Source organism: Roseibium sp., assembly GCF_051016195.1.
Lineage (GTDB): Bacteria > Pseudomonadota > Alphaproteobacteria > Rhizobiales > Stappiaceae > Roseibium.
In genome coordinates, this window is sequence record NZ_CP134616.1 from 2,020,797 (window position 1) to 2,033,149 (window position 12,353).

The 12,353-nt window shown below is 60.6% G+C and carries 11 protein-coding genes; 3 read left to right on the forward strand and 8 right to left on the reverse strand.

All coding sequences use genetic code 11. The features are described 5' to 3' along the window. Positions 1 to 107: 107 nt before the first annotated feature. The 5 genes from RDA78_RS09395 to RDA78_RS09415 are packed head-to-tail and all read right to left on the reverse strand — an operon-like array spanning position 108 to position 6,478. Entirely contained in the window at positions 108 to 1,739 is a 1,632-nt protein-coding gene (locus tag RDA78_RS09395) for an acyl-CoA synthetase (protein WP_434055057.1), read from the reverse strand. Then, entirely contained in the window at positions 1,726 to 3,720 is a 1,995-nt protein-coding gene (locus RDA78_RS09400) for a biotin carboxylase N-terminal domain-containing protein (RefSeq protein ID WP_434055058.1), read from the reverse strand. Before RDA78_RS09400 ends, RDA78_RS09395 begins: the two co-directional genes overlap by 14 nt. After that, a complete protein-coding gene (locus tag RDA78_RS09405) occupies positions 3,720 to 4,235 on the reverse strand; it encodes an O-acetyl-ADP-ribose deacetylase (RefSeq protein ID WP_434055059.1) in 516 nt (171 codons plus the stop codon). Before RDA78_RS09405 ends, RDA78_RS09400 begins: the two co-directional genes overlap by 1 nt. 4 nt (positions 4,236 to 4,239) lie before the next feature. Continuing rightward, positions 4,240 to 5,847, reverse strand: a complete 1,608-nt coding sequence (locus RDA78_RS09410; RefSeq protein ID WP_434055060.1) for a carboxyl transferase domain-containing protein — start codon at positions 5,845 to 5,847, stop codon at positions 4,240 to 4,242. Between the two features lies 1 nt (position 5,848). After that, on the reverse strand, positions 5,849 to 6,478 hold the full coding sequence (locus RDA78_RS09415) for a TetR/AcrR family transcriptional regulator (protein ID WP_434055061.1): 630 nt from the start codon (positions 6,476 to 6,478) through the stop codon (positions 5,849 to 5,851). 183 nt (positions 6,479 to 6,661) lie between these two features. Between RDA78_RS09415 and ppk2 the strand changes: the two genes are divergently transcribed. Further along, positions 6,662 to 7,570, forward strand: a complete 909-nt coding sequence (gene ppk2 / locus RDA78_RS09420) for a polyphosphate kinase 2 (RefSeq protein WP_434055062.1) — start codon at positions 6,662 to 6,664, stop codon at positions 7,568 to 7,570. A gap of 104 nt (positions 7,571 to 7,674) precedes the next feature. Continuing rightward, complete coding sequence (locus tag RDA78_RS09425; RefSeq protein WP_434055063.1) at positions 7,675 to 8,682, forward strand: Gfo/Idh/MocA family protein; 1,008 nt, start codon at positions 7,675 to 7,677, stop codon at positions 8,680 to 8,682. A gap of 111 nt (positions 8,683 to 8,793) precedes the next feature. On the opposite strand, the gene infC is transcribed toward RDA78_RS09425, so the two are convergent. Next, the gene (gene infC / locus RDA78_RS09430) at positions 8,794 to 9,333 is read right to left on the reverse strand and encodes a translation initiation factor IF-3 (protein ID WP_434056128.1); all 540 of its coding nucleotides are present in this window, start codon (positions 9,331 to 9,333) and stop codon (positions 8,794 to 8,796) included. Between the two features lie 329 nt (positions 9,334 to 9,662). Here infC and RDA78_RS09435 point away from each other — a divergent pair, with 329 nt between their 5' ends. After that, positions 9,663 to 10,079: a translation initiation factor IF-3 gene (locus RDA78_RS09435; protein ID WP_434055064.1), complete on the forward strand. Its 417-nt coding sequence runs from the start codon at positions 9,663 to 9,665 to the stop codon at positions 10,077 to 10,079. Between the two features lie 24 nt (positions 10,080 to 10,103). Here the strand turns inward: RDA78_RS09435 and RDA78_RS09440 are convergent, their stop codons facing one another. Beyond that, a complete protein-coding gene (locus RDA78_RS09440; protein ID WP_434055065.1) occupies positions 10,104 to 10,484 on the reverse strand; it encodes a YkvA family protein in 381 nt (126 codons plus the stop codon). A 153-nt stretch (positions 10,485 to 10,637) separates the two neighbouring features. Next, complete coding sequence (locus RDA78_RS09445) at positions 10,638 to 12,326, reverse strand: acyl-CoA dehydrogenase family protein (RefSeq protein ID WP_434055066.1); 1,689 nt, start codon at positions 12,324 to 12,326, stop codon at positions 10,638 to 10,640. Positions 12,327 to 12,353: the final 27 nt, after the last annotated feature.

Here is a 12,353-nt window from a genome sequence, read left to right on the forward strand (position 1 = left end):
CTGTACCCCCCCCTGGCTTTTCCGCGGGTTGCGAGGCGCAGCGAGTACTGGATCCCTGCCTGGGCAGGAATGACAATTGAAGGTTGTTTGGACGTTGCTCCACTTCTTCACCCTTTCAGCCCGGCGCGCGCCCTCAACTCGCGCCGGATGACTTTTCCGGTCGTGGTCATGGGCAGGGTGTCTACAAATTCGACTTCGCGCGGGTATTCATGCGCCGCGAGGCGGGTCTTGACGAAATCGGCGATGTTTCCGGCCAGCGCGTCGGTTGGCTCGACATCTTCCTTCAGCACGATGAAAGCCTTGACGATCTCGGTGCGCCGGGGGTCCGGCTTGCCGACAACGCCTGCCATGGCGACGGCCGGGTGACGGAGAAGGCAGTCCTCGATCTCGCCGGGGCCGATCCGATAGCCGGACGACGTAATGACATCATCGTCCCGGCCGACGAAATGCAGCCATCCGTCGTCATCCTCCTCACCCGAATCTCCGGTCAGCATCCAGTCGCCTGCGAATTTTTCCGCAGTCGCCGTCTCGTTGTTCCAGTATTTCAGGAACATCACCGGATCAGGCCGTTGCACGGCAATGTTGCCAAGGGTGTTTGCCGGCAGGGGGTGTCCGCGATCGTCAACGATCGCGACCCGATGCCCGGGGACTGCGCGCCCCATGATACCCGGACGCGCGGACATCAGTGCGCTGCAGCTGGAAACGATCATGTTGCATTCGGTCTGGCCGTAAAACTCGTTGATGGTCAGTCCGAAGGTCTGCCGGCCCCAGTCGATCAGCTCCGCGCCAAGCGTTTCGCCCCCCGATGCCACCGACCGCAGGTCTAGCTGCCAGCGCTTTTGCGCATCCGGCACCTGCCGCATCATCTTCAGCGCTGTGGGCGGGAGGAAACTGTTGCGGATCTTCTGGTCTGCAAGAAGCTGGAAAGCGCCTTCCGCGGTGAATTTTCTGAACCTGCAGGCGACCACGGGAACGCCAAGATAGAGGGCCGGCATCAGAACATCCAGCAGGCCGCCGATCCAGGCCCAGTCAGCGGGAGTCCAAATGCGGTCTCCCGGCTGGCCAAGGAGATCGTGGCTCATCTCGACGCCGGGCAGGTGACCGAGCAGAACCTTGTGACCATGGAGGGCACCCTTCGGCTGCCCGGTGGTTCCGGATGTGTAGATGATGATCGCCGGATCGTCGGGGCCGGTGTCGAAGGGGTTGAACTCGGTCATGTGCCCGGCCATGTGGCTCGCCAGATCGTCAGCGCCGCTGTCCTCGCCGTCGACGCAGAAGACTGCGCTCAGATGCGGCAGACGGTCTCTCAGCGGTTCCAGTTTCGCGGCGCCGCTCTTGTCCGTGATCACGACTTTCGCGCCCGAATCCCGCAAACGGTATTCGAGCGCCTCTTCGCCGAAAAGCGTGAAGAGCGGGATCGAAATTGCGCCGGTTTTCAAGGTGGCGATGTGCGCATAAGCGGTTTCCGGCCGTTGCGGCAGAAGAACACCGACACGGTCACCAGGTTGCACACCGGAACTGACCAGAAGATTGGCAAGCTGGTTGGACAGCCGTTTCAGATCCGCATAGGTGTAGGTGGCGGTATCGCCGCCTTCCTCCACGTAGATCAGCGCATCGCGCGACGGTTCCCGGTCGGCCCAGGCATCACAGATCGCTGTTCCGATGTTGAAACGTTCGGGAATGTCCCAGGAGAAACGCGCGCAAAGGTCCGCGTAGTCCGACGCGTCATGCGGCAGCATCGGCTTCCTCCTTCAGGGCAAGAAGAACGGTGCCGTCCGTCACCTGCTCACCTTCCGCGACAAGCAGGTCGCCGACTATGCCATCGCGCGGGGCCTTCAGCGTGTGTTCCATCTTCATTGCTTCAAGGATCAGCAATGGCTGATCCTTCGTTACCGCCTCGCCTGCCTGCGCGAAGACGACCTTTACTAGGCCCGGCATCGGTGCGATCAGCTGATCGCCTGCACCGGCCGCATCCTCGTCGCCGCTCAACCGGTCGGGCAGGCCGATTGAAAACGCGTACCCGTTCTGGAAGACCGTGAGGTCGTGGCCGCCGACTATCACCTTTGCGCGCGCCCTGTGGCCGTCGCAGTCATAGGTCAATGCGTGACCGTCGACCCGAACAATCTCGTATGTCTTGACGTGGGTGTCGAGGTGAACGGCGAAGCGGCGGTTGCCGAGCGCGCGGACTTCGATTTCCCGCCGTTCACCGCCAATCTCCAGAAGGGCGAACTGCCGCGAGGCGCTCCAGATGCGCCAACCGGCAAGCGTTTCGAAGGGGTCGTTGCCCTTGGCCGGACGGGTGAGGCCGAGCGCGGCAAGCGCCGCGAGCGCGACGGCGTCTTCGGGGGTGTCGGGCTCATCGATGAGTTCCGCAAGGTCACGGTCGATCAGCCCCGTGTCGACATCGCCATTGGCAAAACCGGCGTGGCGGCAGAGCGCTGAAAGGAAGGCGGCGTTGGTGACGCATCCGGCGACCTCCGTTGCTTCAAGGGCTGCGAGCAGTTTTCCAAGGGCCGCGTCCCGTGTCGGGCCGTGAACAATGACCTTCGCGATCATCGGGTCGTAGAAGGGAGTGATCTCGTCGCCCGACCGGACGCCGCTGTCGACGCGCGCAAGTCTCTCGGGAAGGGAGAGGTGCTCCAGCGTGCCGATGGCGGGCAAAAAACCTTTCGGTGCATCTTCCGCATAGAGCCGGGCTTCGAATGCCCAGCCGGAAAAGGAGAGTTTTTCCTGCGTTTTGGGCAAAACCCCGCCTGCGGCGACACGCAGTTGCCACTCAACGAGATCTTCCCCGGTGATCAGTTCCGTTACCGGGTGCTCCACCTGAAGCCGGGTATTCATTTCCATGAAGAAGAACCGGTCGGACTGCAATCCGTCCGAAACATCGGCAATGAACTCGATTGTACCCGCGCCGGAATAGTCAATTGCCTTTGCGGCCCGGACCGCAGCCTCTCCCATGGCCGCGCGCATCTCTTCCGGCATGTCAGGGGCCGGGGCTTCCTCGATCACTTTCTGGTGCCGCCTTTGCAGGGAACAGTCGCGCTCGAACAGATGCACCGCATTGCCGTGCGTGTCTCCGAAGACCTGGATCTCGATATGACGCGGCTTGGTCAGGTATTTCTCGATCAGGACGCGGCCGTCACCAAAACTCGCCTCTCCCTCGCGCCGGGCACCGGTAAGGGCGTTCTGAAAGTCCTGCGGATCGTCTACGCGGCGCATGCCCTTGCCGCCACCGCCTGCGCGTGCCTTGATGAGAACGGGGTAGCCGATTTCATCCGCGCGGGCCTTCAGGAAGTCCGGGTCCTGAATGTCGCCGTGATAGCCGGGGACGACGGGAACGCCCGCCTTTTCCATCAAGGCCTTTGCCGCATCCTTCAGACCCATCGCGCGGATGGATGCGGCGCTCGGACCGATGAAGGCAACGCCCGCCTGATCGAGTGCCACGACGAATTCCGGATTTTCCGACAGGAAACCGTAGCCCGGGTGAACCGCTTCCGCACCGCTCTTGTGGCAGGCTTCAATAATTTTTTCGATCTTCAGGTAACTCTCACCCACCGGGGCCGGACCGATCCGAAAAGCTTCGTCGGCCAGGGCGACATGTTTGGCGTTTGCGTCGGCGTCCGAAAAGACGGCGACGGTGCGGATGCCGAGACGCTTCGCCGTATCTATAACCCGGCACGCGATCTCGCCGCGATTGGCGATGAGGATTTTCTTGAACATCAGTCTTCGTTCCTCTTCAGCGCTTTGAGCAGGTGGGCGTGGGCCACGTCATCGAATGCGACCAGCGTGACCGTGTCGATCTCCGGGAGGTCTTGCAGAGTGTTCCGGATGGTGGCAACGGCTGTTTCGGCTGCCAGTTCTGCGGGATAGCCGTAGATCCCGGTTGAAATTGCCGGAAAAGCAATGGTTTTGCAGACATTGGCCGCAGCAAGCCGGAGGCTGGTTTCGTAGCAGCCGGCGAGCAGCCCGGGTTCACCTTCCATGCCACCGTGCCAGACCGGGCCAACCGTGTGAATGACGTGCTTTGCCGGCAACCTGTATCCGGCGGTGATCTTGGCCTCTCCGGTCTTGCAGCCATTCAGAAGACGGCATTCCTGCACAAGATCCGGTCCGGCCGCCCGGTGGATGGCGCCATCGACCCCGCCGCCGCCGAGCAGCGAGGTGTTGGCTGCGTTGACGATCGCGTCGACTTCCAGCCGGGTGATGTCACCGATATGTGTCCTTATCCGGCTCATCACGCTACATCCTGAAGAGGCCGAAACGGGTGTCGTCGATCGGTGCGTTGAGCGCCGCCGAGAGGGAGAGCCCCAATATGTCCCGGGTCTTGCGCGGATCGACGATGCCGTCGTCCCAAAGACGGGAAGTGGCATAAAGCGGATGCCCCTGTTCCTCGAACTGGTCGATGATGGGCTGCTTGAAGGAAAGTTCCTCGTCTGCAGTCCAGCTGCCGCCCTTGCGCTCGATGCCGTCGCGGCGGACAGTCGCCAGAACGCCGGCTGCCTGCTCGCCGCCCATGACCGAAATGCGCGAGTTCGGCCATGTCCACATGAAGCGGGGCGAATAGGCCCGGCCGCACATGCCGTAATTGCCGGCTCCGAACGAGCCACCCACGAGCATCGTGATCTTGGGCACGGACGTGGTTGCAACCGCCGTGACCAGTTTGGCACCGTCCTTGGCAATGCCGCCGCTCTCATATTTCTGCCCGACCATGAAACCGGTGATGTTCTGCAGGAACACAAGCGGCACCTTGCGCTGGGAGCAGAGTTCGACAAAATGCGCGCCCTTGACCGCGCTTTCGGAAAAGAGCACGCCGTTGTTCGCGACGATGCCGACCGGCATGCCGTGAATATGCGCAAACCCGCAGACGAGCGTGGTGCCGTAGCGCGCCTTGAACTCATCGAAACGCGATCCGTCGACGACGCGGGCAATCACTTCGCGAATGTCATAGGGTGTCTTGAGATCGGCGGGGACCACGCCCAGGATTTCTTCCGGATCGTAGAGGGGATCTTCCGGTGTTTGCAGCGCCAGCTGGTCCGCCTTGGTGCGGTTCAGACTGGCGACGGCACGGCGGGCGAGCGCGAGTGCATGGGCATCGTCGCGTGCCAGATGGTCTGCAACACCGGAAAGGCGCGTGTGCACGTCACCGCCGCCGAGGTCTTCCGCCGTGACTTCCTCTCCGGTCGCCGCCTTCACCAGCGGCGGGCCCGCAAGAAAGATCGTTCCCTGGTTCTTGACGATAATTGTCTCGTCGGACATCGCCGGCACATACGCCCCTCCGGCCGTGCAACTCCCCATGACGACGGCGATCTGGGCGATGCCCTTGGCGGACATGTTCGCCTGATTGAAGAAGATGCGGCCGAAGTGGTCCCTGTCCGGGAACACCTCGTCCTGATTGGGCAGGTTGGCGCCGCCTGAGTCCACGAGATAGATGCAGGGCAGGTTGTTCTGCTCGGCGATTTCCTGGGCGCGGAGATGCTTCTTGACCGACATGGGGTAGTAAGTGCCGCCCTTCACGGTCGCATCGTTGGCCAGGATCATCACTTCCTGTCCCTCGACCCGTCCGATGCCCGCGATCATTCCGGCAGACGGAGCCGCCCCGTCATACATGTCGTATGCCGCGAGCATGCCGACCTCGAGGAAGGGAGAGCCTGGATCGAGCAGGCGGGAAACCCGCTCTCTCGGCAGGATCTTGCCCCTGGAAACGTGGCGCTGGCGCGCGTTTTCGCCGCCGCCGTCGAGAGCGGCTCTTGCCGCTGTCCTGACGGTTTCCATTGCCGCCTCGTTTGCGGACCTGTTGGTGTCGAAGTCACTGCTTTTCGGTGACAGGCTCGATTTCAGGATGCTCATGTCATCCGGCCTCCGTTTGGCGGTCTGTTCTTTCAGGAGAAACGGCTTTGCGCACCATTGCGAGATAGAGGTCTTCAAGCTCGCCCTTGCCGATCCGGCCGCCTTCCCGGTACCAGGTCGGAATGCCGGTCAGCATGGCGATGATCGCCCGGGTTGCGACCCTGGCGTTGTCCGCTGCGTAACGGCCGGCGGCCGATCCTTCTTCCAGGATCGATGTCAGGATGGCTTCGTAGCGGCGGCGCTCGCTTTCGATCGTTTCGAAGTTGTCCGGCTCAAGATTGCGCAGTTCCATGTAGGAAATGAACACTTCGTCGGCGCGTTCCAGGTGATAGCCGATGTGAAAGCGGACGAAGCACTCCAGCGGATCCATGTCTTCGGGGAACTCCGCCGTTTCCCACGCGGCCAGCAATTCGGACATGTGGGTCAGCATCAGGTCCTTCAGGATGTCCTGCTTGGTCGGGAAATGGTTGTAGAGCGCGCCCGGCCTGACGCCGACGTCGGCCGCGATTTCCCGCATGGATACGGCCGCATAGCCGGCATTGGCGAAACGCTTCAGTGCTGCCTTGCGCACGCGTCTTGCTGTCTCCAGGCCTTTTGGCCGGCTCGTTGTCTTTGCGGCATGTGTCGCCATCTCGTCCTCCGCATCAATTCAATAAATGAACGTTCATTCATTTACAAGCAAAGAATACGGCCGTTGATGCATGTCAGGGACTTCTGACGACCGAACTGGTCAGACTGTCAAAAAACTTACATGCTTAGGCTGTTCACACTCTTGATGAGTTGTGAAGGTCGGGATTTTGCAGAGGACTGGTTGATGAGTGACGAAAGTGCGAGAAGCTGGGTCGAAGCCGAATGGGCGGATTCTCTCGATGAAGAACTGGAAATGGAGATCGACGACAATCTGATCGCCAGGGATCTGCAGTTTATTTCGGACAAGAAGCACAAATCGCCGATCGACCGGAACACCTATTTCCACGAACTTCTCAGGTTGCAGGCCGAACTGGTGAAGCTGCAGGACTGGGTGCAGCATACCGGCGAAAAGATCGTCGTCGTTTTCGAGGGCCGCGATGCAGCCGGAAAAGGTGGCGTCATCAAGCGTATCACCCAACGTCTCAACCCCCGCGTTGCCCGTGTTGTTGCACTGCCGGCACCGACCGAACGCGAGAAATCCCAATGGTATTTTCAGCGCTACGTTCCGCATTTGCCGGCGGCGGGTGAAATCGTCATGTTCGACCGCTCCTGGTACAACCGGTCCGGAGTCGAGCGGGTGATGGGGTTTGCCAGCGAGGACCAGGTCGAGCAGTTCTTCAATGACGTCCCGGAGTTCGAGCGCATGATCGTCCGGTCGGGCGTCCGGCTGATCAAATACTGGTTCTCCATCACCGACGAGGAGCAGCAACTGCGCTTCCTGATGCGCATTCATGACCCGCTCAAGCAGTGGAAACTCTCGCCGATGGACCTGGAGTCGCGCGTTCGCTGGGAGGACTACACCAAGGCCAAGGAAGAAACCTTCGAGCGCACCAACATACCCGAAGCGCCCTGGTTCATCGTTGAAGGCAACGACAAGAAGCAGGCGCGGTTGAACTGCATCAGCCACCTTCTGTCGCAACTGCCTTACGAGGAGGTTCCCCACGACCCGGTCAGCCTGCCGGAGCGCCGGTCCAATCCGGACTATGAACGCAAGGTCCTGCCGGAACATCTTTATGTTCCGGAAAAATTCTGATCTGATCGGTACGTTACGTTACTTTGATCTTTTTCCCGGCCTTGCAGGCCGGGATTTTTTCGTGCCAACTGGCGATTGCACCGCTTTTTTCGGAGAAAAACAAAATGGACGGCAACAGGGTCCGGTGGGGAATCATCTCGACAGCAAAGATCGGCAGAGAGAAGGTCATTCCCGGAATAAAGGCATCCCAGACGGGGGTCGCCGCCGCGATTGCCTCGCGCGATCTGGAGCGTGCGAAACAGGTTGCCTCCGATCTCGGGATTGAAAAGGCATACGGCTCCTACGAAGACCTTTTCGCCGACCCGGATATCGACGCAATCTACAATCCGCTTCCCAACCACATGCATGTTCCGGTCACGGCTCAGGCTGTCGAAGCCGGCAAGCACGTGTTGTGCGAAAAACCGATGGCATTGAGCGCCGATGAGGCCGCCACCCTTCTTGATCTCCCGAGAGACAGGCTGGTTGCCGAGGGTTTCATGGTCCGGGCGCATCCGCAATGGATCCGGGCGCGGGACATTGTCCGCTCAGGCGAACTGGGCGAGCTTCATGCCATCCAGGGTTTCTTCAGCTTCTTCAATGCCGATCCCGACAATATCCGCAACAGGGCGGACATGGGCGGGGGCGCGCTGATGGATATCGGCTGCTACACCATGCTGGCCGGACGCTATTTTTTCGAGGCGGAACCGGAACGCGTGGTTTCGCTCGTCGACCGGGACCCCGATTTCGGTACGGACCGGATCACCAGCGCGATGATGGATTTCGGGGCGGGCCGCCAGCTTACCTTCACCGTGTCGACCCAGCTGACCCCGTTCCAGAGGCTGCAGCTGGTCGGCTCGAAAAAGCGTCTTGAAATCCTGATCCCCTTCAACGCGCCGCAAGGTGAAGCCGTGGAGCTGCGGCTGGATGACGGGTCCAAACTCGGAGACGGCGCGCTTGCACCCGAGACCATTCCGCCCTGCGACCAGTACGCCGAGCTTGCCGACCTGTTCGGGCGTGCGATTCTGGGTGATAAAGCGCTGACCTACGGCATCGCGGACGCCATTCAGAACATGAAGATCATCGACGCCATCTTCGCCTCCGCCGAGCGCGGCGCGTGGGTGGATGTCACGTAAGCAATGCCCCAGAACGTAGCGCCGTCCCGGGCATCAGTCGTTGTTCAGCGGCTTTGCCAATAAAAAACCCCGCAATCTGCGGGGTTTTTTGATTCCAGAAAAGGATATGCCCTATTTGATCGGGGCCAGAACCATGACCATCTGGCGGCCTTCCAGCTTGGGGGCGGACTCGACCTTGGCAATCTCGGAGGTTTCTTCGCGGACCTTGTTCAAAAGGTTCATGCCCAGATCCTGGTGTGCCATTTCGCGGCCGCGGAACCGAAGTGTCACCTTCACCTTGTCGCCGTCATTGAAGAAGCGGAGCATGTTCTTCATCTTCACGTCATAGTCGTGCGTGTCGATGTTCGGACGCATCTTGATCTCCTTGATCTCGACGGTCTTCTGCTTCTTTCGGGCCTCCGCTGCTTTCTTCTGGGCCTGGTACTTGTACCGGCCATAGTCCAGAATCTTGCAGACGGGGGGATTTGCGTTCGGCTGTATTTCAACGAGATCCAGACCAGCGTCAAGAGCGATACCCATCGCTTCCTCGGTCGGTATCACGCCACGGTTGGCGCCTTCATGATCAATCAACTGGACTTCGCGAACGCGAATTTCTTGGTTTGTGCGCGGGCCTTCCTTTGTAGGAGGCGGGGCGCGGAACGGACGGCGAATGGTCGCTAACTCCTCTAACGTTTCAACTGAGCGCCAGGTCATGGCTCTTTATCATGCACAAAAAACCTCGGGACTCATGTACCAAGGTTTCTGCTGCATATGTCCTAGCGCTGGCCCTAAAATCCTGCGAAACCGGCTGGAAGTCAACCAAAATCGGCGGTTTTGCCGGTCCAGGGTACGGCCTCATTTGCGGGGCCTGCCCCAGGGGTCACTTCCGGCAGTCATTGACGCACGTCTCTTCATGCAGGGGCGCGTGAACTGATTGTTGTAATTCGCAAGACAATGCCACAAGTAGGTGTTTGCCGGAACACTTAACGGAGACAACAGACTTGGACGGCGGAAAATTCCTGCTTCAACTCCTCAAGATCGTGGTCGGGTTCGTGCTTGCACTTGTTGTCAGCGGCCTATTTCTGGCCTGGGGCTTCTTTCAGGCGGCCCATCCCGGTGAAAACCCGGTCGCCCTCGGCGCCGTGGTCGGGACCGGGCTCGTCGCGGCCAGTGTCGCCGGAGCGGCGGCGATGGTGCCGGCGGGTATCGTGATCGTGATTGCCGAACTCGCGCGTCTCAGGGGGATCGTGTTTCACCTTGCCGCCGGCGGAGCCATTGCGTTCGTGATCTGGACGCTTGGGCCGGAGGCTGAAGCGGGCGGCGTCAGGCCGGGCAGCGTCGTCGCCCTTGCAGCCGGCTTTTTCGCAGGTCTCGTCTACTGGGTCATCGCCGGGCGAACATCCGGATGCTGGCGTTAGGTCACATTGCACTCTGACAAACGGCTAAAGTTCGTCGTCCTTGAGGGCTTCGCGGGCGGCGTGATAATGGTCGTCGCGCATATGCCCGCGGATCATCGCGATCGCCGCCATCAGCACCGTCGCGTCATCGCCGAAGCCGACGCCGATCAGGAAATCCGGGATCGTGTCGAGCGGCAGCACAAAATAGGCGAGAGCGGCAAGCAGGGTTGCGCGTACCTTGGTCGGCGTTGCCGGATCCAGGGCGCAATAGTAGCCGGCAACCACGTCTTCCATGAAAGGAACCTGGCGGGCGGCCTTCTTCGCCGTTGCGAGCAGTTTCTGCCGAACGTTGCTTTTCTGCTCTTCTTCCGGACCAAGATACTCGGGTTCGAACCCAAGATCCTCAAATGAAAAAGAGGATGTCATTGGTGAGGTCTCCCGTCTTCTGCCAGCTATACATGTGGTGAATCTGGTCAAGAATTCAACAGAAAAGCAGGCTTTGCGCAAATCCCCACGACGTTGCTGCGCGAACTCCGGGCCAAGAAACGGGCGGTTCGGCCGCCCGTTTCCGGTTCAAATTCACTGGTTCCCGCGGGTCTCGAGCAGCCGCCTCGCAATCACCTGGGCCTGGATTTCCGCAGCGCCCTCGAAGATGTTGAGGATGCGGGCGTCGCACAGCACGCGAGAGACCGCATATTCCAGTGCAAAGCCGTTGCCGCCGTGGATCTGAAGCGCGTTGTCGGCCACCGCCCAGGCAACACGCGCGCCCAGCAGTTTGGCCATGCCGGCTTCCAGGTCGCAGCGCTTGCCGGAATCCTTCTGCCAGGACGAGAAATAGGTCAGCTGACGAGCAATCATCAACTCGGCGGTCATCAGCGCCAGTTTGTCGGCGACACGGGGGAACTGGATCAGGGACTTGCCGAACTGGACACGTTCTTCGGCGTAACGCAGGCCGAGATCAAGGGCGCTCTGGGCAACGCCTAGTGCTCTTGCGGCGGTCTGGATGCGCGCGCCTTCGAAGGTCTGCATGAGCTGCTTGAAGCCTTCGCCCTCGACCTGGCCGAGAAGATTGCTGCCCGCGACTTCAAACCCGTCGAACGCGATCTCGTATTCCTTCATGCCGCGATAACCGAGCACCTCGATCTCACCACCGCTCATACCATCGGCAGGGAACGGGTTCTCGTCCGTGCCGCGCGGCTTTTCCGCGATGAACATCGACAGGCCCTTGTAACCGGGCTCATCCGGATTGGTGCGGGCCAGAAGCGTCATGATATCCGCGCGCACGGGATGGGTGATCCAGGTCTTGTTGCCCGAGATCTTCCAAGTGTCGCCATCCTTGACCGCGCGGGTTTTCAGGGATGCCAGATCCGATCCGGTGTTGGGCTCAGTGAAAACCGCGGTCGGCAGGATTTCACCGGAGGCAATCTTGGGCAGCCAATGCTGTTTCTGTTCTTCCGTTCCCCCGCACAGGATCAGCTCGGCTGCGATTTCAGAACGGGTGCCCAGGGAACCGACACCGATATAGGCGCGCGAAAGTTCTTCGGAGACGACGCACATCGCCTCTTTGCCGAGCCCGAGCCCGCCATATTCTTCGGGAATGGTCAGCCCGAAGACGCCGAGTTCGGACATCTGTTCGACCACCGCAAGCGGAATGTATTCGTTCTTGAGATGCCATTCGTGCGCATGCGGTGTGACCGTGTCTTCGGCAAATTTCCGCATTTCGTTGCGGATCTGCTCCATCGTCTCGTCCAGTCCGGGGTCGCCGAATGTGGAGTGGCCCGCCTGATCACGGATCAGAGCTGCGATTTCGTTTCGGATTGCCGGCGTGTTGCCGGTTTCGATCAGCGCGTCAATATCCGGCGTGCGGTGGTCGAGCGCTTCACCGGCGCTGATGCCGAGATCCGCGAGACGGACGAATTCGCCCTGGTTCATCGGAATGCCGCCGAATATCTGCGCCAGATACTCGGAAAATCCGAGCTGCACGATCCGTTCTTCGAGGGTGCCGTACTTTCCCTGTTCACTCAGGCGCTGCGCGTAAGCGTCGAGCTGGCGCAGCGATTCCACATAGGTCGCCAGCCATGCCAGACCGTGCGTCGCGCGTTGCTCCTGCTCCATCAGGCGTGAGGATACGCGCCCGTCCACCGTGACGAGTGCGCGCACACGCTGCGCTGCAAGATCAAGCAAACGGTCGAGGGTGTCGACCGCCGTGGCGGTCTGTTCGGCAAGGCTCTCTGGCGTTTCTGCCGCCGTCAGGGCTGCAGTGGACATGGGCGATCTCCGTTTTCATTTGTTGCG